Annotated in this window: 20 protein-coding genes and 1 riboswitch; of the genes, 12 read left to right on the top strand and 8 right to left on the bottom strand. The window is 46.8% G+C overall.

Annotation, left to right across the window (positions count from 1 at the left end; genetic code table 11):
* The first annotated feature begins 301 nt into the window (after positions 1-301).
* Complete coding sequence (locus tag F752_RS0113280) at positions 302-562, top strand: hypothetical protein (protein WP_017732233.1); 261 nt, start codon at positions 302-304, stop codon at positions 560-562.
* 70 nt (positions 563-632) lie between these two features.
* Here F752_RS0113280 and trpS read toward each other — a convergent pair whose 3' ends face one another.
* Positions 633-1607 carry a tryptophan--tRNA ligase gene (gene trpS, locus F752_RS0113275; RefSeq protein ID WP_026135733.1) on the bottom strand — a complete coding sequence of 325 codons (975 nt, stop codon included), beginning with the start codon at positions 1605-1607 and terminating at the stop codon, positions 633-635.
* A gap of 184 nt (positions 1608-1791) precedes the next feature.
* Between trpS and F752_RS0113270 the strand changes: the two genes are divergently transcribed.
* Positions 1792-2916 carry a DUF1573 domain-containing protein gene (locus F752_RS0113270; protein WP_017732231.1) on the top strand — a complete coding sequence of 375 codons (1125 nt, stop codon included), beginning with the start codon at positions 1792-1794 and terminating at the stop codon, positions 2914-2916.
* 143 nt (positions 2917-3059) lie between these two features.
* On the opposite strand, the gene F752_RS0113265 is transcribed toward F752_RS0113270, so the two are convergent.
* Positions 3060-4283 (bottom strand): acyl-CoA dehydrogenase family protein, encoded by a 1224-nt coding sequence (locus tag F752_RS0113265; protein ID WP_017732230.1) that lies wholly within the window; start codon positions 4281-4283, stop codon positions 3060-3062.
* A gap of 66 nt (positions 4284-4349) precedes the next feature.
* Between F752_RS0113265 and F752_RS0113260 the strand changes: the two genes are divergently transcribed.
* From F752_RS0113260 to F752_RS0113245, 4 genes are all read left to right on the top strand, one after another.
* Positions 4350-5315, top strand: a complete 966-nt coding sequence (locus F752_RS0113260) for a tryptophan 2,3-dioxygenase family protein (RefSeq protein WP_017732229.1) — start codon at positions 4350-4352, stop codon at positions 5313-5315.
* A 192-nt stretch (positions 5316-5507) separates the two neighbouring features.
* Positions 5508-7289: a toxin-antitoxin system YwqK family antitoxin gene (locus F752_RS0113255; RefSeq protein ID WP_017732228.1), complete on the top strand. Its 1782-nt coding sequence runs from the start codon at positions 5508-5510 to the stop codon at positions 7287-7289.
* Positions 7290-7380: 91 nt separating this feature from the next.
* Entirely contained in the window at positions 7381-8985 is a 1605-nt protein-coding gene (locus F752_RS0113250; protein ID WP_017732227.1) for an NAD(P)/FAD-dependent oxidoreductase, read from the top strand.
* A gap of 117 nt (positions 8986-9102) precedes the next feature.
* Complete coding sequence (locus F752_RS0113245) at positions 9103-9471, top strand: CoA-binding protein (protein ID WP_017732226.1); 369 nt, start codon at positions 9103-9105, stop codon at positions 9469-9471.
* Positions 9472-9506: 35 nt separating this feature from the next.
* Here F752_RS0113245 and F752_RS24130 read toward each other — a convergent pair whose 3' ends face one another.
* A complete protein-coding gene (locus F752_RS24130) occupies positions 9507-10772 on the bottom strand; it encodes a leucine-rich repeat domain-containing protein (protein ID WP_017732225.1) in 1266 nt (421 codons plus the stop codon).
* A gap of 91 nt (positions 10773-10863) precedes the next feature.
* Between F752_RS24130 and gyrB the strand changes: the two genes are divergently transcribed.
* A complete protein-coding gene (gene gyrB / locus F752_RS0113235) occupies positions 10864-12822 on the top strand; it encodes a DNA topoisomerase (ATP-hydrolyzing) subunit B (protein ID WP_017732224.1) in 1959 nt (652 codons plus the stop codon).
* 124 nt (positions 12823-12946) lie between these two features.
* Positions 12947-15097 (top strand): polyphosphate kinase 1, encoded by a 2151-nt coding sequence (ppk1, locus tag F752_RS0113230; RefSeq protein ID WP_040664603.1) that lies wholly within the window; start codon positions 12947-12949, stop codon positions 15095-15097.
* Here the strand turns inward: ppk1 and F752_RS0113225 are convergent.
* Positions 15094-15969: a Ppx/GppA phosphatase family protein gene (locus F752_RS0113225; protein WP_017732222.1), complete on the bottom strand. Its 876-nt coding sequence runs from the start codon at positions 15967-15969 to the stop codon at positions 15094-15096. The two genes, ppk1 and F752_RS0113225, sit on opposite strands and share 4 nt — an antisense overlap.
* A 175-nt stretch (positions 15970-16144) precedes the next feature.
* A riboswitch (SAM riboswitch) is annotated at positions 16145-16247 on the top strand.
* 68 nt (positions 16248-16315) lie between these two features.
* Here F752_RS0113225 and metH point away from each other — a divergent pair.
* The 4 genes from metH (at position 16316) to F752_RS0113200 (ending at position 22987) form a co-directional block, all read left to right on the top strand.
* Positions 16316-20023, top strand: a complete 3708-nt coding sequence (gene metH / locus F752_RS0113220; RefSeq protein ID WP_017732221.1) for a methionine synthase — start codon at positions 16316-16318, stop codon at positions 20021-20023.
* A 132-nt stretch (positions 20024-20155) separates the two neighbouring features.
* Positions 20156-21109: a methylenetetrahydrofolate reductase [NAD(P)H] gene (gene metF, locus F752_RS0113215; protein WP_017732220.1), complete on the top strand. Its 954-nt coding sequence runs from the start codon at positions 20156-20158 to the stop codon at positions 21107-21109.
* A 223-nt stretch (positions 21110-21332) separates the two neighbouring features.
* Positions 21333-22220 (top strand): hydroxymethylglutaryl-CoA lyase, encoded by an 888-nt coding sequence (locus tag F752_RS0113210; RefSeq protein ID WP_017732219.1) that lies wholly within the window; start codon positions 21333-21335, stop codon positions 22218-22220.
* A 125-nt stretch (positions 22221-22345) separates the two neighbouring features.
* Positions 22346-22987, top strand: coding sequence for a tetratricopeptide repeat protein (locus F752_RS0113200; RefSeq protein ID WP_017732218.1), 642 nt, complete (start codon positions 22346-22348; stop codon positions 22985-22987).
* A 67-nt stretch (positions 22988-23054) separates the two neighbouring features.
* Here F752_RS0113200 and F752_RS26900 read toward each other — a convergent pair whose 3' ends face one another.
* From F752_RS26900 to F752_RS0113185, 4 genes are read right to left on the bottom strand one after another with little or no spacing between them, the layout of a single operon-like run.
* Positions 23055-23588 carry a DNA-processing protein DprA gene (locus F752_RS26900; RefSeq protein WP_316928877.1) on the bottom strand — a complete coding sequence of 178 codons (534 nt, stop codon included), beginning with the start codon at positions 23586-23588 and terminating at the stop codon, positions 23055-23057.
* Complete coding sequence (locus tag F752_RS26895) at positions 23564-24163, bottom strand: DNA-processing protein DprA (RefSeq protein ID WP_316928876.1); 600 nt, start codon at positions 24161-24163, stop codon at positions 23564-23566. The genes F752_RS26900 and F752_RS26895 overlap by 25 nt, the downstream gene beginning before the upstream one ends.
* Positions 24163-24501 carry a MerR family transcriptional regulator gene (locus F752_RS0113190; RefSeq protein ID WP_017732217.1) on the bottom strand — a complete coding sequence of 113 codons (339 nt, stop codon included), beginning with the start codon at positions 24499-24501 and terminating at the stop codon, positions 24163-24165. The genes F752_RS26895 and F752_RS0113190 overlap by 1 nt, the downstream gene beginning before the upstream one ends.
* A gap of 9 nt (positions 24502-24510) precedes the next feature.
* Complete coding sequence (locus F752_RS0113185; protein WP_017732216.1) at positions 24511-25683, bottom strand: CapA family protein; 1173 nt, start codon at positions 25681-25683, stop codon at positions 24511-24513.
* Positions 25684-25752: the final 69 nt, after the last annotated feature.

Raw genomic sequence — 25752 nt, 5'->3', positions numbered from 1 at the left:
CTCTGGCTCTTCTCCTTGTCTCATAACGTTTCTTTTTGTGTATCGCTATTTCAGGACGGGACATTTTAAACAGTAAAAAAGACTACCATTTCAGGTGGTCTTTTTTATTTTTATTTGTGGCCATGCGACTAAAGGTGTTTTCTGCACTTGTGGAGGGAAAAGGCTTTTGTTACCTCATTTTTGCTTTCCTGCTTCACCTTAACGTACCTCAATATACCTCATTTTAGGTATTGAACCCCTCTTACAGCTCAAGTACCTTTATAGAGGAAAATGTAGGGAAGAGAAAATAAAACAGCAGAAGATGGCAAAAAATTCACAAAATACTACTTGCCTGGACGCAGAGGGCCTTTGGGTCGATTTTCCAGGGCAGGGAGAGGAAGCAGTGTTTTATGCTTCTATTTTCGATTGCCGTGGGCGCAGGCTTGCGGGGCATTCTTTTATCGTTCCGGATAGTAAAGAAAAGTGCCGATGGAATGTGAACCACACCACCTGGCCAAAGGGAGCTTATGTGCTGGTGTTAAAAGGTGAACGGGTGTTGCGGCAGACGCTTTTAATGAAATAGGTTGTGTTATGAGAAATAGACAGGAAAGGCTGCCTCAGGGCAGCCTTTCTTTTGTTGTCATTTATTTGTTTTATGAGCGGTAGCCTAACTTTTCCCGCACTTTGGCTAAAGTTTGGTGCGCTACTTCACGGGCTTTTGCTTCCCCTTCTTCCAGCTTTTTGTGCAGCTCCGGGAGGTTGTTCATATAAAAATTATAAAGCTCTCTCTCCTTAGAATATTTGCTGATAATCAGCTCGAATAGCTCCTGCTTGGCATGTCCGTACCCATAGTTACCTCCTTCATATTTTTTGCGCATTTCCTGCTGCTGCTCAGGTGTTGCTAAAAGGCTGTAAAGAGCAAAGACATTGTCGGTATTTGGGTCTTTTGGATCTTCAAGCGGCGTACTATCGGTAACGATGCCCATTACCTGTTTACGCAACTGCTTGTCGGGAATGAAGATGTCCAGTGTATTGCCATAACTCTTACTCATCTTTTGTCCGTCGGTGCCAGGTACGGTCATTACATTTTCATCTATTTTAGGTTCGGGCAGTACAAAGGTTTCACCATACTGGTTGTTAAAGGCACTGGCAATATCGCGCGCCATTTCCAGGTGCTGTTTCTGGTCTTTCCCTACGGGTACAAACTCTGCATCGTATAAAATAATGTCGGCCGTCATGAGTACCGGATAGGTAAAGAGGCCGGCGTTTATATCGGCGAGGCGATCTGACTTATCCTTAAACGAGTGGGCATTGGCCAGCATCGGGAAAGGGGTAAAGCAGTTCAGGTACCAGGTAAGCTCGCACACCTCCGGAATATGGCTCTGGCGGTAGAACATATTTTTGTCTGTATCGAACCCAAAGGCCAGCCATGCAGCTGCTACAGCATTGATATTTTCCTGTCGCTGTTCTGCATCTTTAATGGTGGTGAGCGAATGCAGGTCGGCAATAAAAAAGAGACATTCGTTTTTAGTATCGTTCGCCAGTTCAATAGCCGGTACGATTGCGCCTAAAATATTGCCCAGGTGCGGCCGGCCTGAGCTTTGTATTCCGGTAAGTATTCTTGCCATTATTGAATGTTTTTCTGCAAAATAAATAAAGCAGGTGCTAAATACGGAATAAAATGTAAATTTTCCGGCCAATTCTTACAGGCATTTTTCTCTGGCCTGTTTTTTGACTGCGCTTTATTGTTGTACAAAGCTGTAACTATTTGTAAATTCACCTTTGTTTAAACAGGATTAACAGAAATTGAATATGAAGAAAATAAGTGTGTGCCTGCTATTTGCCTTAATGGTTACTACGCTCACGCCGGAGGCAGGTGCCCAGCAAATTGTGGAACGTGAAGGTTTCGAAAAAAAGCTGGCCCGGGTGGAGTTTCCGGAAAAAATACATGATTTTGGCGTAGTACCGGAGCAGGAGGGACCTGTGCAGCATACTTTTGAGTTTACCAATACCGGAGAGGTACCTGTAAAGATTTTGGCCGTGCAGGCTTCCTGCGGGTGTACCACTCCTGACTGGACTAAAGAAGAAGTAGCCCCTGGCGAAAAAGGTATTGTAGTGGCGGAATATAACCCTATGAACCGCCCCGGGGTATTCAATAAATCCCTTACAGTTACTACCTCTGCAGATCCTAATGTTGTAATACTTACCATTAAAGGCACTGTAAAACCTCGTCCACGCACAGCCGAAGACGACTTCCCTGCAGCTTTGGGTAATCTTAGAGTTAAGTACCGGGGCTTTAATATGGGGAAAGTCACTACCGAGGCACCTGTTACGAAGGTGTTTGAAGTGTATAATCAGGGTGAAGAGCCGCTGGTTTTTAAAGAAGAGTTTACTGCTCCGGAGCATATTAAGGTGAGTTTCCGTCCCAAAGAAATCGCACCGAAGGGCCGTGGAGAAGTAATGCTTACGTATGATGTAAAAGCCAGAAACGAACTCGGTTGGGTATCAGATAACCTGGAACTCTTTACCAATGAAGCTGAGCCGCACAATAAGAAGGTTTTCAGCGTGATGGCGACCATTGAAGAATATTTTCCACCCATGACAGAGGAGGAAATTGTCCAGGCTCCCCGCCTGCAACTGGATAAGACAGTACACGAATTTGGAAAAGTAAATGAAGGAAAACTGGTTGAGACAACCTTCCAGATTACCAATACCGGAAAGCAGCCTTTAAATATCCGCAAAACAAAGGCAAATTGCGGCTGTACGGTTTCTGCGCCTGAAAAAGATACCCTGGCGCCAGGCGAAAGTAGCAATATCAAAGTAACTTTTGACACAAAAGGCCGCAGGGGTAACCAGTATAAAACAGTAACTATTTTCAGTAACGATCCTTTGGCGCCTACTCAAACCGTTACTTTAAAAGGTGAAGTGGTGGAGTAGCGTTAAGGGCTGAGACATAGATTAAAAAGCGCTGTGGGTTTTAACCACCAGCGCTTTTTATTTTAAAAGAGTGATACCAGTAATGGCTGAAGAAAGGGTAAAAGTATCTTCTACAAGAACATTCCTCCTCCTCTGTCACCATCTTATTTAAAAGCAGGTATACCTGTAATCTCATGACCCAGTATGAGGAGGTGGATATCATGTGTGCCTTCATAAGTAAGTACCGATTCCAGGTTCATCATGTGGCGCATCATGGGGTATTCGCCTGTTATGCCCATGCCGCCGTGGATTTGGCGGGCTTCTCTGGCAATGTCCAGGGCAATGGCTACGCTGTTACGTTTGGCAAGGGAAATCTGGGCGGTGGTCGCCTTTCCTTCGTCCATTAGTTTGCCCAGGCGCCAGCAAACGAGCTGTGCTTTGGTAATTTCCGTCAGCATCTCGGCCAGCTTTTTCTGTACCAGTTGAAAAGAACCGATTGGTTTGTCGAACTGTATCCGTTCCAGGGAGTAGCGGCGGGCAGCATCGTAGCAGTCCATTGCGGCACCTAATGCACCCCAGCTGATGCCATATCGGGCTGAATCGAGGCACATAAGTGGTGCGCCTAATCCGCTTTTATTGGGAAGCAGGTTTTCTTTGGGTACTTTAACATTATCGAATACCAGTTCGCCGGTTGTGCTGGCCCGAAGGCTCCATTTACCATGTGTTTCAGGAGTGCTGAAGCCTTCCATTCCTCTCTCTACAATCAGCCCGTGGATGCGGCCTTCTTCATTCTTGGCCCATACCACGGCCACATCGGCTTTAGGAGAATTACTAATCCACATTTTGGCGCCATTCAGCAGGTAATGGTCGCCCATGTCTCTAAAGTTGGTAAGCATGCCACCCGGGTTAGAACCATGGTTGGGTTCTGTGAGGCCAAAGCAGCCCAGCCATTCGCCCGAAGCCAGTTTAGGCAGGTATTTTTTGCGCTGCTCCTCTGAGCCGAATTTGTAAATGGGGTACATCACCAGGGAGCCCTGCACCGATGCCGTTGATCGCATGCCCGAGTCACCTCTTTCAATTTCCTGCATAATCAAACCATAGGAGATGTAATCCATACCCCCTCCGCCATATTCAACCGGTATAGTAGGACCAAAAGCACCTACATCACCAAACTTCCGCACAATTCCGTAAGGGAAATGCGCCTTCTGGCACCAATCCTCAATGTTAGGCGTGATTTCTTTTTTTACAAAATCGCGGATAGAGGCGCGAACCAGTTTGTGCTCTTCGGTGAGGAGGTCGTCTATCGCGTAAAAATCGGGTGACTCAAACTGGTCGTTAAAATTGCGTTTACCAGTTTTTTTGGAGTCTTCTGCGCTGTGTACTGACATACTTGACTTTTTTTAAAACAATATAATTCTCACCTTTACAATTCAGTTAAAAATAAGAATTGTCAGATGGATTCTTCAAATTTAGACCCCAATATAGTAGAAAAAATCAAGAAACTGGAGGAGAAGTTTGAGGCGATGGGGCAGGATATGTCTGCTTACCTCGACGGGCTCCTCCATGCCGATTACCTGAACTATTGGGACTATATCAATCTGGATACCCTGCTGAGTCTGCAGCAGCCCCGTACGAAATACCCGGATGAGAAGATTTTTATCATGTACCATCAGATAACTGAGTTGTATTTCAAACTCATTCTGTGGGAGCTGGAGCAGCTAACCAGTGGGGGAGAGTTTTCGGCGAAACGATTCCTGATGAAAATAGAGAGGGTAAATCGTTATTTCGAGCACCTGGTCAATTCTTTCGACATTATGGTAGATGGCATGGAGCGGGAGCAGTTCCTGAACTTCCGTATGTCCCTGCTACCTGCCAGTGGCTTTCAGTCGGCCCAGTACCGTCTGATTGAAATATATGCCACTGATCTGCAAAACCTGCTGCCAGAGGAGAACAGGAAAAGCCTGCCAGAAAAATACACTGAAGAAGAACTCATCCAGAGTGTGTATTGGCAGAAAGGAGCCACTGAACTCAAAACAGGAAAAAAGACCCTTACCCTTCAGCAGTTCGAAGAGAAGTATCGCGATACTTTTATCAAAACAATTAAAGCCAAGCAGGATACGAATCTTTACAAGGTGTACCATCAACATATAGCCGGAGCGGAGGAGGAAGAGGAAATTAAAGAAGCCTTGCGCGAATTTGACCACCTGGCCAATGTACACTGGCCGCTCTCACATTATAAGTCGGCCGTTCGCTACCTGCAGGGCGACCCGGAAACCATTGCGGCTACAGGTGGTACGAACTGGCAAAAGTATCTGCCGCCCCGCTTTCAGCGGATTATCTTTTTCCCTGAGCTATGGTCGGAGGAAGAGAAAAAAGAGTGGGGAAAGTCGTGGGTTCTGCAGCAGGTAAAAAAACAATAAGGCTTTAAACTGGACGATCTTCTCCTCTTGCTCCTGCGGGTGAAATGTTTTTTAGCCACCTTCTTCTTCTATTAGTGAATAGCCTTTCAGGAATAAAAAAATAGTACTATTTTAGCAGAGTTTACAAGTATTACTTTGCGCTTCCATCTCTTTATATGGCCTCTCTTTTTCTTGCTGCTTCCTGTTCTAACAATGGGGCAGTCCAGGAAAATTATAGTCTATTACGACCAGAACCAGAAGGTAGTAAAGGAGATTTTTTATGTGGAAGACACCCTCAGCATGGCACTGGAGGGTCCATACTCTTCTTATTATGTAAGCGGAGCTCTCAGGGAAAAAGGTTTTTACAGTAATAACCAGGCCACCGGCTTCTGGGAGTATTTCTATGAAAGTGGAAACCCTAAAATGAAAGGTGAGCTTAAGGATGGCTCTAACTTTGGCCACTGGAAGTACTACTACGAAAATGGAAACCTGAGTATGGAAGGCCCTATTTTCGATGGGCAGCGACAGGACTTCTGGACCCATTACTATGAAAACGGCAGTGTTAAACGACAGGGGAAATACCTTAATAACCGGATGGTAGGTATCTGGAATTATTTCTATGAAAGCCAGCAGGGGGGCTATGGTTCTCTTAAAGCGCAGGCTTTTTATGAGGATGGTAAAGGAACCTACAAAGAATTCTATCCCAACGGAGAGCTCAAGGCAGAGGGATTATACATTGACGGGAAAAGTGAAGGGGAATGGATATTTTACCATCCGAACGGAGCGATAGAGGCAAAGGGAAGTTATTTAAACGGTACCCGCCAGGGTAAATGGGTTTATTTCCATGCCAATGGAGAAAAGGCTGCAGAAGGAGTGTATACCGATGGACTCCGTGAGGGTGACTGGCGGTTCTATCATAAAAATGGCCAGTTAAGCTCAGAAGGGAAAATGCAGGAAGGGCAGAAAGATGGTTATTGGGTGCTGTACAACCGCTGGGGCGATTACAAAGGAGAAGGGAATTTTGTAAAAGGGGAAGGGGAGTATAAGGAGTTTCATCAAAATGGGCGCTTAAAAACCATTGGTATGATTAAGGATGATAAAAATGAGGGGGAGTGGCTGTACTATTATCCGAATGGTCGGCTGGAGGGTAAAGCCAGTTTTGAAAATGGCCGTGGCACCTATATCGGTTATTATCCAGATGGCAGTAAAAATATGGAAGGGCTGGTGGAAAATGGCCAGCGAGTAGAGGTGTGGAAGATGTATAAGAAATCCGGAGAGTTGTCGGGTTTTTACAAGGTGTATTATGAAAATGATGCACCGGTGTATAAAATTGTGGAAGATAAAAAGGAAAAGGAGCCCGAAGGCTCAGATAAACCTGAATACCGGTTTAAGGTAACCAGGTTCAGAAACTTTGAGCCTAAGATCGGCGAATTTAAAGCCCTTATTCTGGCTACCAACCCCCTTGCTCCTCTGCATGGAAGTTTGCCTGTTTCCGTGGAATATTATATTCAGGAACGTCTGGGGTACGACCTTCAGCTTACCTACCTGCGGAAGCCTTTTTTTCAACATCATGATCTGGTCCAGGCTGGCGGTGAATATTACCAGGGCTTCTCTTTTGCCGTTAAGCAGAAGTTTTACCAGCCAGAAGATAAACTGGGAATGTTCTATTATGGTCATGAATTTCGGGTAAGTCCCATTATGCATTTTCACCAGACAGATAATCCTTCCTTAGGTCGTGATGGCGCTGTTTCGATGGATGAGCTAAAAGTAGAATACAGCGTTGTTTTCGGAAACAGAATTACCAGAGATGCCGGCCGGAAGGGGGTGACGCTGGATGTTTTCCTGGGAATTGGTGCCGGCTACCGCTATATCAGTAAAAATTATGCAGAAGAGGAGCTGGACGAGTCGGTGTTTGGGAATGTTAGCCAGCGAAACTTTTCCGTTCCTATTCGCTTTGGCTTCAATCTCGGCTATGCCTTTAACCGGCTGAAGTAATCCGCTTTATTTCGGGCATTCCCTCCTAAACTAATTTCACCTCTTTTATTGTTACATTTGCAGCCTTTTAAGGATAACCACCTTACCGCTTATGCATAAAATAATAGAACTCACCTTAAAGCCCGAAGAGGCTTTCAATGAAACTCTTTTTAACCAGCTGGCCCGCCAGTCTGCAGGAATTGGTCTTTCTGCCAAGGAGGTGCATATACGCCCCCTGCGTCGCTCAATCGATGCCCGCGGCCGGCAGGTAAAAGTAAAAGTTCAGGCAGAAGTGTGGGTGCAGGAAACACCTCCGCCGCTGATTAATTACTCGCTCGACTTGCCCTCGGTAAAAGATGCTACTCCTGTGCTGGTGGTAGGTGCCGGTCCGGCTGGCCTGTTTGCCGCCCTACGGCTGGTAGAACTGGGATTAAAACCTGTTGTTTTCGAGCGCGGAAAAGATGTGAAAAGCCGCCGGCGGGATTTGGCAGCCATCAATAAAGAGCATACGGTAAATCCCGAATCAAACTATTGTTTTGGGGAAGGAGGGGCGGGTACCTATTCCGACGGAAAACTGTATACCCGCTCTAAAAAGCGGGGCGATGTGCGGCGAATTCTGGAAATACTGGTAGCCCATGGCGCAACTGAGCAGATTCTGGTCGATGCCCACCCTCATATCGGTACCAATAAGCTACCCAAAATTGTAGAAAGCCTGCGCGAAAGTATCATCCGGGCAGGAGGAGAAGTGCACTTCGACTGCCGGGTAGATGACCTGATAATTGAAGGAGGAGAACTTAAAGGGGTTATTACGGCCAATGGTGAGCGGCATAAAGGTTTGGGCGTTATCCTGGCCACCGGCCATTCGGCCCGCGATATTTTTGAGCTCCTGCAGCGGAAAAAGGTGCTGATTGAAAATAAGCCTTATGCACTTGGGGTGCGGATCGAACACAGCCAGCAATTGATAGATAGCATTCAGTACCACTGTGAGGACCGGGGCCCATGGTTGCCGGCCTCTTCTTATTCGCTGGTAAGCCAGGTGATGTGGGAAGGAAGAAAGCGGGGCGTCTTTTCTTTTTGCATGTGCCCGGGAGGCTTTATTGTTCCGGCGGCTACAGCCCCGGGCGAGGTGGTGGTAAATGGCATGAGCCCCAGCAGGCGAAATTCAAAGTTTGCCAACTCGGGTATTGTTGTGGCGGTGGAGCCAGATGAGTTGAAGGAATTTCATCAATATGGTCCCCTGGCCGGCCTCCGCTTTCAGCAGTCTGTAGAGCAGCAGGCGTGTGCAATGGCAGGTGGTACACAGGCTGCCCCCGCCCAGCGAATGCAGGATTTTGTGGAGGGAAAGGTGAGTAGCAGTCTGTTGGATACCAGCTATCAGCCAGGCCTTGTAAGTGCCAATATGCACGAGGTATTGCCACCCAATATTTCCCGAAGGCTGCAACAGGCATTTAAGGATTTCGGAAAAAAAATGAAAGGCTACCTCAGTAATGAGGCGCAGATTATAGGTGTGGAGAGTAGAACCTCCTCTCCGGTAAAAATCCCGCGTGAGCGCGAAACCCTTGAGCATATTGAACTGAAGAGGTTATTCCCTTGTGCAGAAGGAGCAGGTTATGCCGGCGGTATTGTTTCGGCAGCCATGGATGGAGAGCGCTGTGCCGAGTCTCTTGCGGCTATTTATGCCGGGGTGAGAACGGCGACAGAGGATTTTGAAAAATAGAAGCCATGCATTAGCCGTAAAACGGGTGCTTGGAAGGTGGGTTTTTCCAGAGATTAACCCAACCCGTTTTCCTTTCGTTTAGACAATAAAAAGGATAACGAAAAGAGAATTAGAGATATGAATAAAAAGACAGTAGTAATTGGCGCAAGCAACAATCCATCCCGCTATGCCTATATAGCCGCAAATATGCTTACGGACTATGGGCATGAAATAGTGCCTCTGGGAATTAAAAAAGGTGAAGTAGCAGGTGAAACTATTCAGGACCTCAGGGGACACCCGAAGGTGGAGGAAGTGGATACGGTAACCCTTTACCTGGGGCCGCAAAACCAGCCGGAGTGGTATGACTATATCCTGGGGCTGAATCCGAAGCGTATCATTTTTAACCCCGGAACTGAAAATACGGAGCTGGATAAAAAAGCCCGTTCTAAGGGAATCGAAACTGTATATGGCTGTACACTTGTAATGCTACGCTCCAACACCTATTAATTAAAAGAGTTAGTTTTTTAGACCGGGTTTCTGATTTATTTAGTTTCCGTGCTTATCAGGGGCTGAATGGTTATCCCTTTTTGAGCTAGCAGTTCCAGCTGTTGTTGAAGTTGTGTCCTTTCCTCATCATCAAGTGCATTGCAGCAAAGGTAAAGAATGTGAAGTGAGGGCAATCTGGTGATGGAGGTAGGGATAGACTGCAGCTGGTTATGCGAAATATCAAGGTCCTTTAGCCTGTTGAGTTGGAGGATAGGTTCCGGGAAGTCCTGCAGGTAATTGTGGTTGAGGTGTAAGACTTCCAGCTGATGAAGCTCTCCTAAACTTGCAGGAATTTCAGTAAGTAAATTATGGTGGAGGTACAACTCCTGTAATTTTTCCAGCTTTCCTAATGAGGAGGGGAGGCTGTGGAGCTGGTTGTGGGCGGCAAACAGCATTTTGAGGTTCTTTAACTTTTCAATCTCTTCCGGAATAGCGTCCAGCTGGTTGTAGTAGAGATCCAGCGCCTCCAGTTTTTCCAGTTCTAGTAAAGAGCGGGGAAAAGCAGTCTGCCGGTTGCGGTACAGGCTTATTTGCTCCAGATTTCGTAGTTGGCCCACCTCTGCTGGCAGGCAGCTTAACTGGTTATCTGCCAGGCTTAAATTTTCCAGATTCTTCAGGCGTTTTATGCTCTCTGGCAGGCACTGGAGCTGGCATTGGTTCATTTCCAGGCGTGTGATGCGCCTCAGCGGACGAAATGCCTGCCTGTGTAGTTCCAGTGGATTGCGATTTAGCCGGAGTTTGCGAAGAGAGCGGACCCTGCCAATTCGCCCTGGCAGGCGGCGGAGCTGATTATCTTCCAGCGAGAGCTCTTCCAGTTTTCTCAGGCGGTGGAGTTTTCGCGGCATTTTGTTTAGTTCATTGGAGCCCAGGTATAGCTTTTTAATGGTGTGATTTCTCTTAATAATGAGCTTCCTTTCAGTCAGACCGTTCTTCTCGAGCTTAAGCGAAGTCAGCCGGGGCATATCATTCAGCCAGGCAGGTAATACCGCTAGCCGATTGCCGGAAAAGTTTAAATGTTCTAACCTGCCAAAGTGCTTTATAAACTGGGGAATTTCCCGTAAATTACAATTCTTCAAACTGATTTGCTCAATGAGGCCTTTATGCGGATAGTTGGCCAGACGCGCCAGATAATCTGTTACTGTTTCTTCTTTTTCCCTGCTCAGGTTCCGGCTTAAAGCGGGCACCTCAATGGTATTAACCTGCTGTGCCAGCAGGTTAAAGGAGAAAAAAAGGAGTACCAGGGAATAAAGGATGAATTTCATACTTAAAACTAAATATTTAGTTGATAAAAAACACTATTTTAGGTGCTAAAAAGGATAAAATTTCGTATTTTTGAGTCTTTTGTAAAAGATTATGAGCGAACCGAAAGAGATAAAAGCAAACAATTACGGAGCCAATAATATACAGGTCCTGGAAGGACTTGAGGCGGTACGTAAAAGACCCGCCATGTATATTGGCGATGTGGGCATTAAAGGCTTACACCACCTGATTTGGGAAGTGGTCGATAACTCTATCGACGAAGCGATGGCTGGTCATTGCGACCATATTAAAGTCACCATCAACGAAGACAATTCTATTACGGTGGTAGATAATGGAAGGGGTATTCCTACCGACTACCACACAAAGGAAAAACGCTCGGCCCTCGAGGTAGTAATGACTGTACTGCATGCCGGCGGTAAGTTCGATAAAGATACTTACAAAGTTTCCGGAGGTCTTCATGGAGTAGGTGTATCCTGTGTAAATGCCCTTTCCATACTCCTGCATGCCGAAGTGCACCGCGACGGTAAAGTATTCGAGCAGGAGTACAGTAAGGGAATTCCTCAGTACCCTGTCAGGGAAATAGGCACCACGGATCTTACAGGAACCACCATTCGTTTTAAGCCCGACGGCGAAATTTTCCACGACCTGGTTTACCGCTACGAAACCGTAGCCACTCGCCTGCGGGAACTCTCCTTCCTGAATGCAGGTATCCGTATCGACCTTACCGACCTGCGCGAACTGGATGATAAAGGACAGCCAAGGCATGAGCAGTTCTTTTCTCAAGGCGGCTTAAAAGAGTTTGTTGAGTACCTCGATAGCACTCGTGAAAATCTTATCCCTGAGCCTATTTTTGTAGAGGGAGAAAAAGGAGGCATTCCGGTACAGGTAGCCATGAGCTACAATACTTCCTATACCGAAAATGTGGTTTCCTATGTGAATAATATTAATACCATAGAAGGTGGTACGCACGTAAGCGGTTTCCGCCGCGCGCTTACCCGTACTCTTAAAGCTTATGCCGACCGTTCAGGACTACTGGACAAGGCAAAAGTAGAAATTGTAGGCGATGACTTCCGTGAGGGCCTTACCGCAGTAGTATCCGTTAAAGTAGCGGAGCCGCAGTTCGAAGGGCAAACCAAGACCAAGCTAGGAAACTCCGATGCTATAGGGGCGGTGGATGCCAGCGTTAGTGAAATTCTCAATAACTATCTTGAGGAGCATCCGAAGGAAGCCCGCCAGATAGTGCAAAAGGTAATTTTAGCTGCACAGGCCCGGCAGGCAGCCCGTAAGGCACGCGAAATGGTGCAGCGGAAAAATGTACTCTCCGGCACCGGCTTGCCAGGTAAGCTGGCCGACTGCTCCGACAGCGACCCGGCTGTGAGTGAACTGTATCTGGTGGAAGGTGACTCTGCAGGCGGATCTGCCAAGCAGGGCCGCGACCGTAAGTTTCAGGCGATACTGCCGCTGAGAGGCAAAATTCTGAATGTGGAAAAAGCACAGGAGCACAGAATTTACGATAATGAGGAAATCAAGAACATGATTACCGCCATGGGTGTAAGCTTTGGCCGCGAAGATGATGACAAAGCGCTCAATATGGAAAAACTTCGTTATCATAAAATCGTTATAATGACGGATGCCGATATTGACGGCTCCCACATTCGTACATTAATTCTTACTTTCTTCTTCCGCTATATGCGGGAGCTGATTGAAAAAGGATATTTGTATATTGCCCTGCCGCCACTTTACCTGCTTAAAAAAGGAAAGGATGAACGCTATGCATGGTCGGAAGATGATCGGGCAAGGATTGTGAAAGAAATGGCTAAAGAAGGGAAAGAAGATGCGGTAGGTGTGCAGCGTTATAAGGGTTTAGGTGAAATGAACCCGGAACAGCTCTGGACTACCACCATGAATCCGGATACCCGAAGCATGAAAAGAGTAACCATTGATTCGGCCGCAGAGGCAGATCACCTGTTTTCTATGCTAATGGGCGATGAAGTAGCTCCTCGCCGTGATTTTATTGAACGCAATGCTAAATATGCAAAGCTGGATGTGTAGGCTATCCTATAAATAAAATTATAAAAGAAAATAAAGCCTATTCAGCTAATGGATAGGCTTTTGCTTTTAAAGTGCCCCTCGTGGAGGAGTGGGCCGGAATTTAAACTGAAGACTTTTTTAAACTATGGTAAGAATAGACCGAGTTTCTTCCATGATAAACAACAGCCGCTATATCAGTCGTGATATTAGCTGGTTGAAATTTAATGAACGGGTGCTGGACCAGGCACATTCCGGAAATCGTACAATTTTTGAGCGGTTAAAATTCTTGTCAATCACTGACTCCAATCTTGATGAATTTCTCATGATTCGGGTGGGGAGTTTATACAACTACATCGATTATAATCGCGAGCGGGTCGATTACTCCGGACTGCGGGAGGTGCCTTTTAAGCGGAGGCTTTTTGCTGAACTGCAGCGCTTCCATACAGAACAACACGAGCTGTATAAGCAGGAATTAAAGCCCTATTTTGAAGAAAATGACTTTCAGATTTGTAAGCTCGACGGTCTGAGTTCGGAGGAGCATGCACAGGTAGAGCAGTACTTTAAAAAAACTATCTACCCCATGATTACCCCAATGGTGTTCGATAGTTATCACACCTTTCCGATTCTCATGAACCGCCTGCTGATTTTTGGAGTAACAACCAAAAACCCCGGCGATAAAAAGAAGCACCGGAAGCTTTCTTTTATCCAGATTCCTCAGAACCTGCCGCGCTTTTATGAAGTGGAGCGAGAGGAAGTAATTATTTTCGTTCCGATTGAGGAAATTATTCGAAAGTATATTGCCAAGTTCTTCAGAAATGTAGAGATCCTGTCAGTTAACCTCTTCCGCATTACCCGCAACGGGGACTTTACCCTGGAAGAGAGCGATGAAATTGACACTAATTTCCTTGAAGAAATAAAGAGAAAGCTCAAAACCCGCAAGACTGGTAGGGTAGTGCGGATTGAAATAGAAGAAGGGTATGATAAGTGGATGCTGAACCTGCTGAAAAAACGATGGGAACTGGAGGAGGAAAATATTTTTGAAATCAGTGAAGACAGCCTGATTGACTTCAGTTCTCTCATGCAGATTGTATTCCATAACGAATTTAGGGATCGTCTGCCCGTGCAGCCCTCGTTTGTGCCCCCACTTTCTTATCCGGATCATGACCTGTCGGAAAGTATTTTTGATGTACTCAAGAATAAGGACATACTCCTGCACCATCCATACAATAGTATAGAACCGCTGCTGGGCTTGCTGGAGCAGGCTGCAGAAGATCCACTGGTACTGGCCATTAAAATCACTATTTACCGGCTGGCAGACGATTCGCGCGTTACAGCCGCCCTCTTGAAAGCGGCTGAAAATGGTAAAAATGTATCGGTCCTGTTCGAGGTAAAAGCCCGCTTTGATGAAGAAAATAACATTCGCGAGGCCCAGAAGCTGCAAAAAGCCGGCTGCTTTGTTATTTATGGTATCAGCAGCTTTAAAACACACACCAAACTGATGCTGATTGTGCGGAAGGAGGGGGCCAAAGTTACCCGTTATGTACATATGAGCAGTGGTAACTACAATGAAAATACCGCCCGCCTCTATACCGACTTAAGTCTGCTCACCACAAATGAAATTTATGCGCACGATGTGTCGGAATTCTTTAACGTAATTACCGGGCATTCCAACCCCGAAGCATATAAAAACCTGATTACAGCCCCTGGCAGCATGCGGGAGCAGCTGATTGATCTCATTCGGCAGGAAGCGGAAAATGCACGGCAGGGACTTCCCTCGGGCATGGTTATTAAGGTTAACTCACTGGAAGATCGCCAGACAATCGATGAACTGTACGAAGCATCGCAGGCAGGAGTTCCTATTAAGCTCGTGGTAAGAGGTATATGCTGCCTGCGTCCTGAACGGGAAGGTCTGAGTGAGAATATTATGGTGAAGTCTATTGTGGGCGATTTTCTCGAACATGCCCGTTTGTATTACTTCCACCAGGCAGGCAAGCCAAAGGTATATGGAGGCAGTGCAGATATGATGGTTCGAAGCTTCGATCGGCGACTGGAGTCACTCTTCCTTGTTCTGGATAAAAATATCCGTAAAGAAGCCATGAATATTCTGCTCTACAACCTGCGCGATAATGTTAACAGTTACGTGCTGAAGGAAGATGGGCATTACGAAAAAGTACAGCCGGACGAAGGGGAGGAGCCTTTTAACCTGCACAGGGAGTTTTATAAAGTGCGGCAGCATGACATCCACGAGGTAAAGTTATTTGAGGAAGAGCTGCAGCAGGCCCAGGCTCTTGATTAAGACCGGTGCTTCTCGTACAGGTAATGCATTACCCCGTCTTTGAGCCCGACATCAGGCACCAGGATGCTTTTAGTGCGTGCCCAGTCCATTACTTTAATATAAATGTCGGAGGCAGGCACAATTACATCGGCACGATCGGGGTTCAGTTGCAGGGTGTGGATGCGTTCTTCCAAATCATAAGACTCAATCAGTGCTTTAATTTCCTTAATTTTCGCTAAGGACATAAGCTTGCCTGGCTTCTTCTTTGCCATGGAATAAATTTTGTTGATGTTGCCGCCCGTGCCCAGGGCGGTAACATGCTCATGGTATTTCAGTACCCTTTTATTGATCCACTGCTGCATTTCGGCCCAGACCGCCGGGTTGTCCTTACCCTGCAGTATGCGCACAGAGCCAACGTTAAAAGAGCAGACATCTACCTTCTCCTTATTGTGGTACAGGTTAAGTTCCGTACTTCCGCCGCCAACATCGATGTGCAGGCAAAGACCCTTAGGAATAAAATTGGAAAGAGCAAGGTTAATCATATCTGCCTCTTTTTCGCCATCAATGATATGGATTTCCAGCCCTACCTCTTTTTTCACCTTTGCGGCCAGTTCTGCTCCATTGTCGGAATTGCGCATGGCAGAGGTAGCACAGGCATAAAAGGCATCCACCTCGTAAAGCTCCAGCAACAGCTTGAAAGCTTTCATGAGCTTAATAAATTTCTGCTGGCTCTTCGGGCTCAGCGAGCCGCTGGAAAAGACATCCTGCCCCAGGCGAAGAGGGAAACGAACATATTCCAGTCTTTTAAAAAGTGTTTGTCCTTTAAAGAGGGTAACATTGGTTATTTGCAGACGGATGGCATTGGAGCCAATATCGATGGCGGCTAATTTCAAAGCTCAGGTTATTATGTTTTGCTAATAAACGGCTGTTTTTTAAACATTTTACCCAAAAATAGGTAATACTTTTATAAATGATGAATGCCGGAAGGAGCCTTTCAGCATTTAGCTCAAATAAAATAGAGAAAGCATATTTATAATAAATTTTATTGGCTATTATTGTTATTGAAATAACTTATCAGGAAAGAGTGAGGGATTGGGCCCTTTGACCTCTTAGCAACCTTGTTTAGCTTGGTGCTAATTCCCAGTTTCGCTTCGGCGGAAGAAGATAAGCTTACCACTTTTTTTCCTTCCTACCGTTTTCTTTCCTGCTGAGCCTGGCCATTACAAACACTTATTTTTGATGAAAAAGGATATTAGAGAAATTCTGAAGCAGAGAATTCTGGTGCTCGATGGTGCCATGGGTACAATGATTCAGCGACATAAATTAGAGGAAGAGGACTTCCGGGGAGAACGCTTTAAAGACTACCCCAGCGACCTTAAGGGTAATAATGACCTTCTATCCTTAACCAGACCGGATGTTATCAGAAATATCCATAAAGAGTATTTTGCAGCAGGAGCCGATATTGCCGAAACCAATACCTTTAGCGGTACATCTATTGCCATGGCCGATTATGGTATGGAACCGCTGGTATATGAGCTGAATTATGAATCGGCCCGCCTTGCCCGCGAAGCGGCCGATGAGTACACTGCCAGAGAACCTGATAAACCTCGTTTTGTGGCAGGCTCCATTGGTCCGACCAACCGTACCGCCTCTCTTTCGCCCGATGTAAACCGCCCCGGCTACCGCGCCATTACCTTCGATGAGCTCGTAGAAGCTTATACTGAGCAGGTAAAAGGCCTGGCCGAAGGAGGTGTGGACCTCTTCCTGGTCGAAACCGTATTCGATACACTTAATTGTAAAGCGGCTCTTTTTGCCATTAGTACTTACCTGGAGGAAACAGGAAAAGATATTCCTACCATGGTGTCCGGTACTATTACCGATGCCAGTGGGCGTACGCTCTCCGGCCAAACCGTAGAGGCATTCTGGGCCTCCATTTCGCATATGCCGCTCCTGAGCGTAGGCCTTAACTGTGCGCTTGGCGCGAAGCAGCTGCGCCCGTATATCGAGGAACTATCACGTATTGCCCCCGTTCACATCAGTGCTCATCCTAATGCAGGTTTGCCGAACGAGTTTGGAGAATATGACCAGTCGGCCGAAGAAATGGCTGCCGTGATTGAGGATTTTGCAAAGGCAGGCTTGCTCAATATTGTTGGAGGTTGTTGTGGTACCACGCCACAACACATCAGCAAGGTAGCTGAGGTGGCAGTCCGTTATGCTCCCCGTGTTTTGCCGGAAAAAAGAATGAACCCCTTATTCAGTGGTATGGAAGCCCTGCGGGTAACCAAGGAAACCAACTTCGTAAATGTTGGGGAAAGAACCAATGTAACCGGCTCCCGCAAATTTGCCCGCCTGATTAAAAACGAGCAATATGAAGAGGCCCTCACCGTAGCCCTCGACCAGGTAGAAGGTGGCGCTCAAATCATTGATGTAAACGTTGATGAAGGAATGCTCGAATCGGCCGAGGTAATGCAGAAGTTTCTGAACCTGATGGCTTCCGAGCCTGATATTGCCAAACTTCCGGTGATGATCGACTCCTCTAAGTTTTCGGTTATTGAAGCAGGCTTAAAATGTACCCAGGGGAAAAGCATTGTAAACTCCATTAGCCTCAAGGAAGGGGAGGAGAACTTTATTAAGCAGGCCAAACTGGTCAGAAAATACGGTGCTGCTGTGGTGGTAATGGCTTTTGACGAAAAAGGCCAGGCCGATAATTACGAACGACGCATCGAAATCTGCAAGAGGTCGTACGATATTCTTGTAGATAAAGTAGGTTTCCCGCCGCAGGACATCATCTTCGACCCGAATATCCTCACCGTAGGTACCGGTATGGAAGAGCATAACAATTATGCAGTGGATTATATCCGGGCCGTTAAATGGATCAAGGAAAACCTGCCACACGCCATGGTTAGTGGTGGAGTCAGTAACGTATCCTTTTCCTTCCGGGGGAATAACCCGGTAAGAGAGGCGATGCACTCAGCCTTTTTATATCATGCTATCGAAGCCGGTATGGACATGGGAATCGTTAACCCCAGCATGCTGGAGGTATATGATGAGGTGCCGAAGGAGTTGCTCGAAAAGGTGGAAGATGTGCTGCTAAATCGTAGGGACGATGCCACAGAGCGCCTGATGGAGTTTGCCGACAGTGTAAAAGATAATGAAGGTAAGAAGCAGGAAAAAGACCTTGCCTGGCGGGAGGAGCCCGTGGAGAAGCGTATCAGCCATGCCTTAATTAAAGGTATTACAGAATATATTGTTGAAGATACGGAAGAAGCCCGCCAAAAACTGGACAAGCCACTCCATGTTATTGAGGGACCTCTTATGGATGGAATGGGCATAGTAGGCGACCTTTTTGGTTCCGGAAAAATGTTTCTTCCACAGGTGGTAAAAAGTGCCCGGGTAATGAAAAAAGCCGTGGCGTACCTGCTGCCCTTTATGGAGGAGGAAAAAGAGGAAGGTGACACCCGCAAGAATGCCGGCAAAATACTGATGGCTACCGTTAAAGGCGATGTCCACGACATCGGTAAAAATATTGTGGGCGTGGTACTTTCCTGTAACGATTATGAGGTGATAGACCTGGGGGTAATGGTACCATTGCAGAAAATACTGGAAGAAGCTGAGAAGCACCAGGTGGATATGATTGGCCTGAGCGGACTGATTACGCCTTCGCTCGATGAAATGGTATATGTAGCCCAGGAGATGCAAAACCGTGGCATGAACCTCCCGCTCCTGATTGGCGGTGCAACCACTTCCCGTATTCATACTGCGGTTAAAATAGCTCCTAATTACGATGGCCCGGTGGTACATGTAACCGACGCCTCACGAAGTGTGCCGGTAGCGCAAAATCTTTTAGGAGAAAAGCGTGCGGAGTACAAGGCAAAAATTGATGAAGAGTATACCAAAGTTCGCGAGGGGCATAAAAACCGCCAGAACGATAAACGCTACCTAAGCATAGAAGATGCCCGGAAGAACAAACACCAGGTAAACTGGGAGGAAACCAAAACCACTAAACCGGAATTCTTCGGCACAAAGGTTTTCAAAAACTTTCCGCTCGAAGAGCTGGTGCCTTATATTGACTGGACTCCCTTCTTCCATGCCTGGGAGATGAAAGGACGCTACCCTAAAATTATGGATGATCCGGAAAAAGGGCCGGCCGCCAAAAAGCTTTTCGAAGATGCCCAGGAACTGCTTCAAAAAATAATTGATGAAAAACTACTCGAAGCGCGGGCCGTTATCGGTTTCTACCCGGCAAATACCGAAGAGGACGATACTATTGTTTTATACACCGATGATGAACGCGGACAGGAGCTGAGCCGCTTCCATACCCTCCGCCAGCAAAGCGAAAAGCCCGCAGGTACGCCTAACTTATCGTTTGCCGATTTTCTTGCCCCGCAGGAAACAGGCCTTAAAGATTATATCGGCGGCTTTGCAGTAACGGCAGGCATCGGGCTGGATGAACTGGTTCAAAAATTTGAGGCAGACCACGACGACTACAACAGTATTATGACCAAAGCCCTGGCTGACCGTCTGGCCGAAGCCTTTGCTGAGCTGATGCACAAAAAAGTGCGAACCGAATACTGGGGCTATGTGGCGGAGGAATCGCTGGACAACGAAAGTCTCATCCGGGAGAAGTATCAGGGCATTCGCCCTGCCCCTGGCTACCCCGGTTGCCCGGACCATACCGAAAAGGTCACCCTCTTCGAATTACTGGACTGCGAAGCCCAGACAGGCATTGGCTTAACCGAAAGCCTGGCCATGTACCCGGCTTCTTCAGTAAGCGGGCTCTACTATTCTCACCCGGATTCCAAATACTTTGGCCTCGGTAAAATAGGCCGCGATCAGGTAGAGGATATTGCCAGGAGAAAGAATATGACCGTTGAGGAACTGGAACGCTGGCTTTCACCTAATTTAAATTATGAACCTTCTGAAGTCAGGGAAAAAGTTGAAGCCTGATATATCAGAGACAGGACATGTGAGATTTGAGATAGGAGAGCGGGCGTTTTGCCGTGCCAATATTAAGTCTCCTATCTCACGTCTCGTGTCTCACGTCTAAATCTGAAAACTCTCGATCCATTAAACCCAACAATGAAAGTTACTGACCATATAAAAAACGCGAAAAAAACCTTATTTTCTTTAGAAGTGCTGCCACCATTGCGGGACGAAACCATTCAGAACCTGTTCAGCCATATGGACCCGCTGATGGAATTTAAGCCTCCTTTTGTAGATGTTACCTACCATCGGGAAGAATTTATTTATAAGCGAAGGGAAAATGGCTTACTGGAAAGGATAACGGTGCGGAAAAGGCCTGGCACCGTGGGTATTTGTGCGGCTATCATGAACCGCTACCATGTCGATACCGTCCCCCATATCATCTGCGGTGGCTTTACCAAATCAGAAACAGAGAATGCCCTGATAGACCTGGACTATCTTGGGGTAGAGAACGTGCTCGTGCTGAGGGGCGATGCCATAAAGTCAGAGCCGCGTTTTGTGCCTCATGAAGAAGGACACCCTTATGCCCTGGACCTGCTCCAGCAGGTAAAGAGCATGAATAACGGGGTATATCTCGATGAGGAGATTGAGAGTAGAACCAAAACTAATTTCTGTGTGGGAGTAGCCGGTTATCCTGAAAAACACATGGAGGCTCCGAACTTAAAAACAGATATCTATTACCTGAAGAAAAAAGTAGAAGCAGGGGCAGACTATGTGGTAACGCAAATGTTTTTCGATAACCAGAAATTCTTCCAGTTTGTGGAAATGTGCAGGGCCGAGGGAATAAATGTCCCTATCATCCCGGGAATGAAGCCTATTACCACTACCTCTCACTTAACAGTGTTGCCCCAGATCTTCCATCTCGATTTACCCGAAGCCTTAAGCAAGGAGCTCTTAAAGTGCAAGAATAATAAAGATGCGCGGCAGGTAGGAATTGAGTGGGCTATTCAGCAAAGTAAAGAGCTAATGGAGTATGGAGTGCCATGCCTGCATTATTACTCCATGGGCAAGTCTTACTCAGTTCGTAAAATTGCCGAAGCCCTTTTTTAACGGTCCGCCGCTGCGGTCCAGAGTAGGGGGTCCTGAGAGGGTATACATTTAATTGCACTTCTGCATCCTCTGGTGCAGAAGTGCAGGGTGTGGTTATTGGGGAGATGGATTTGTGGCCTGAAAACTTGTAATTGCCCGCTCATTTTCTAATTTTCACACTTGCATACTGAAAGGCAGGTTTATAAACTTTAAATAAGCGTAACAGCAAATTAGAACCTTAAACATGGCTCAGGACTCAAAACCCCAGACTCAAAATTCAGGACTTAAAATAATTGAATGCCCCCGCGATGCCATGCAGGGGTACAAAACTTTTATTCCCACCGAAAAAAAGGTCGCTTATATTAATGCACTGCTGCAGGTAGGCTTCGATACCATCGATTTCGGCAGTTTTGTATCGCCTAAAGCCATTCCCCAAATGCGCGATACCGCAGAGGTACTGGCAGGGCTGGATTTGCGTAACAGCCGCTCAAAACTTCTGGCCATTGTGGCAAACTATCGTGGTGCGGAGGATGCAGTACGCCACCCGGAAATAAACTACCTGGGCTTTCCGCTCTCCCTTTCCGAGACTTTTCAGCAACGGAACACCAACAAAAGTATTGCAGAAGCCCTGCAGGTGGTGGAAGATATCCAGAACCTCAGCCAGCAGACAGGAAAAGAGTTGGTAACTTACCTTTCCATGGGATTTGGTAACCCTTATGGCGACCCCTATGATGTAGGAGTCGTGGAGGAATTTACTGAAAAGTTAAGCCAGAGAGGGATAAGAATTATTTCTCTTGCAGATACAATTGCTTCGGCCAGCCCGGCCCAGATAAGTGAGCTTTTTGATACCATTAGTCGTCAGTTTCCTGACAATGAGGTGGGAGTGCACCTCCACAGCCTCCGTAGTGATGCCTATACCAAAATAGATGCTGCTTATAGGGCTGGCTGCCGCAGAATTGACGGTGCCCTCCTTGGCTTTGGGGGCTGCCCAATGGCAAAAGATGAGCTGGTAGGGAACCTACCCACCGAAGAACTAATCCGGTATATCGCTGAAGAGAATATTTCGCATCCACTCAATGAAGAGGCCCTGCAGCAAAGTTTAAAGCTGGCCCGTGAAATTTTTGTGATGTAGAATTTAGTAAATTTTGCCGCAAACATTACACGGAAAAGGAATGGGGGTTAATGGTAAGGAAACCCTCCTGAGGAGCACTTACCTTAGTGCCATAATCAATTATTGATTTCCAGGCCTCCATCCTTATGAAAAAGATTTATCTCTCCACCCTTGCCCTAGGCTTCTTTCTTTTCTCTGTAACAGGAGCCTTCAGCCAAAGCGCAGTAGCCTTCCTCGAATCAGGAAGCAAATACTACGATTCGAAAGACTATAAGGAAGCGTTCATGAATTTTAATAAGGCCATCGAAACCGATCCTTCTTTTGCCCAGGCATATTATATGAGAGGAAATGCCAAAAAAGGTTTCGAAGACCTGCACGGGGCCATGCAGGATTATAACAGAGCCATAGAGCTGAACCTGAATATGGCCGATGCTTATTTCCAGCGTGGAAGCCTCAAGTTCGAGCTGCAGGATTATTATGGGGCTATTGCAGACTTTACCTCAGCCATTAAATTAGACGATAGTAATGTAGAAGCCTATTACAAGCGGGGCATGGCTAAGCAGCAACTGGAAGCTTATGAAGATGCAATTAATGACTGTTCAAAGATTATTGAAATAAACCCTAAAAACCTTGATGCTTATTTTCTCAGAGGTATTCTGAGAATTGAGCATGGTCAATTAGAGGCTGGATGCTTGGATTTGAGTAAAGCAGGTGAATTGGGCGATATAAAAGCATATGAAGTGATACGGGAGCGCTGCAATCAGCGGTGCTTTATGAAAGAGGGATGATTTTTCGCCTTTGAATGTGTAATGAATGATGAGATTAGCTCCGGAGGAATCCTTCGGAGCTTTTTTGTTACACCAAAGCAAACTTTTTACCCGGAAAACTCCGGACGATACTGCGGAACTCCAGGGTAAGTAGGACAGACGACAGCGGCCCCACCGGAATCTGTGCCCGCCAGCTTAGCTCATCTATTTGCAGGCCTTTCGGGTGTTCTTTTAGTAGAAGAACCACCTGTGCTTCCTGTTCTGTGAGCTCCAGATTCTCCGGTAGCAAGGCTTCTTTCGGGGAAGGGGTATTGTCGGTGGACCAGTTCATAACCTGGGCCAGATCTGCCACGGAGGTGAAAAGGTGAGCCACTGAACTTTTAATAAGCTGGTTGCTGCCTGCTGAGTAGGGGCTGGTAAGGTGGCCGGGTACTGCAAAAACTTCTCTGTCGTAAGAGCTGGCAATATCGGCGGTAATAAGAGCACCTCCTTTGGCAGCAGCCTCTACCACGATAACCACATCGGCCAGTCCGGCTATAATGCGGTTACGGGCGGGGAATTTAAACGCTTCGGGTTGGGAGCCAAAGCCATGTTCCGTCAGCAGCCCACCCTGCTTAAGCATTTCCTGCGCAGTATTCTTATGCGTCGAAGGGTATATACAATGTCCAGTCCGCTGGCCATCACGCCAAGGGTAGGCAAACCATTCCGTAGAGCAGCTCTGTGGGCAATAATATCTATGCCATAGGCAAGCCCGCTGATAATGAGGGGCTGGTAGGGTAGGAGTTCGGCTACAATTTGCTCGCAAAGCTGTTTTCCGTAAGGAGTTGCCTGGCGGGTACCTACAATGGCCACTGTTTTGGCCGAATCGGGCGCCGAATTGCCTTTGTAGAATAGAATGGTGGGGGCGTCGGGAACTTGTTTGAGGCGGTATGGGTACTCTTTATCGGTATATGCCAGTATTTGGGCATCATGCTTTTCTGCGGCTGCCAGCTCTTTTTCAGCCTGTTGCAGAAAGCGGTTTTGAATAATGCTTTCGGCCGTTTTAGGACCAATGCCGGGGATTTTGCTCAGCTTGCTTTTAGGAGCTGAAAAAACTGCTTTGGCAGAGCCGCAGTAGCTAATCAGATTTTTTGTAAGGAGATTCCCTACGCCGGGAATCAGGCTGAGGGCGACCTGGTACAGCTTCTGCTCATCCATTAGGGCATGTTATTTTTCATTTCTACCAGGAAAGATCGTATTTCCTTCAGGGAATCTATAAGGACCAGGCGATCCTGTATGTTCTTCTGGTTATTTTTGAGCATTTCCTTTGCTCCCTGTAGTGTAAAGCCTTTTTCTTTTACCAGGTGGTAAATCAGCTTTACGCTTTCAATATCCTCCCTGGTAAACTGCCGGTTACCCTTTCGGTTTTTCTTTGGCTTTATAATATCAAACTCATTTTCCCAAAAGCGGATGAGCGAAGTGGCAACATTCAGCTGCGTCGCAACCTCGCCTATGGAAAAATATTTTTTCTCAATTTTTTTCTCTTTATAAGCCATCCGTGAGAGTTACTGTTTCGGTTGTTGAAAGATGATGCCTTCGTCGGTTATCTGCAAAGGTACTTCAGGGAAATCTTCCTTTGTAAGATTTTGAAGAATTTTTATAGCCCGCTTTTCTTCATCTATAACAGGAATTCCCTCGCCTATTTGAATAATGGGCGTTACCTCGGCTTTGAAAAACTTTCCCTTTGGTCCTATATAGACTTTTACAATGGGGGCGAGGCCATTTTCGTTCCGCAGGTTAAAGCGGGCATAGGTGGCAAAATTGCCTAGGCTGTAGGCGATAAAGCGGTCTTTGTACACCTCTACTGCACGGGTAACATGGGGGCCGTGTCCAAAAATAATGTCGGCACCTGCATCGACCATCCTGTGGGAGAATTTATACACATTCCCCCGGTTTTCTCCATAAAATTCTTCTGTTTCGCGTGTTACATGCTGGTACTTGTTTCCTTCGGCCCCGCCATGAAAAGAAACTATGACAATGTCGGAAAGTGAATCGAGGTGGGCGACGATCTGGCTGGCCGCTTCATGATCGTTGATGCTTTGCGTGCCTACATTAGGAGAGAATGCAGCCATTCCCCAGCGCACACCGGAATGCTCAAACAACACAAAAGGCTGCTGCAGCAAGCCTGCATGCTGTATGCCGAGGCTGTCGAGTACTTTTATGGTATTGAACCTCCCTTCATCGCCAAAATCACCTGCATGGTTATTGGCCGTGCTCATCAGGTCAAAGCCAGCTTCTTTTAAGTGGCCCGCCAGGTATTCGGGCATCCGGAACAGGTAGCAAACATCCGGGTTGTTGCAATGCTTTTGTGTTCCGGCACTATCGAGCAGTACCCCTTCCAGGTTGCCAAAGGTAAGGTCGGCCTGCTGCAGAATGGGGGCCACCCCGGCAAGGAGATAGCGGCCGCTGTCGGGCGGAAGGTAGCTGGAGTCCGGGAAATTAGTGCCCAGCATAATATCGCCGACTCCAATAGTGGTAACGGTGTCTTTCCAAACTCTGAACATATCAACAGGTACTTCGGTATGCAGGTTTGGTAGTGTATCGCCCTCCTGTGTTATATAGTAGGTGGTAGTGTCGGTAGTAATGGCAGGAGTCGTCGCCTGCCTGGGTGCACTGGTTTTACAGGCAGCAAGCAGGGAAAGCATAGCCAGCAGAAGGAGCGGGTGGTGGGTCTTCATGAATGAGAAAGTAATAAAATTTTAGCTGCCGGCAAAAGGCCCGGCTGCTTTTTTTATCCAGCCTGAGCA

Origin of the sequence: Nafulsella turpanensis ZLM-10, from assembly GCF_000346615.1 — a bacterium.
Lineage (GTDB): Bacteria > Bacteroidota > Bacteroidia > Cytophagales > Cyclobacteriaceae > Nafulsella > Nafulsella turpanensis.
Note: the sequence above shows the minus strand (reverse complement) of the source record. Positions and strands in the feature narration are given on the sequence as shown.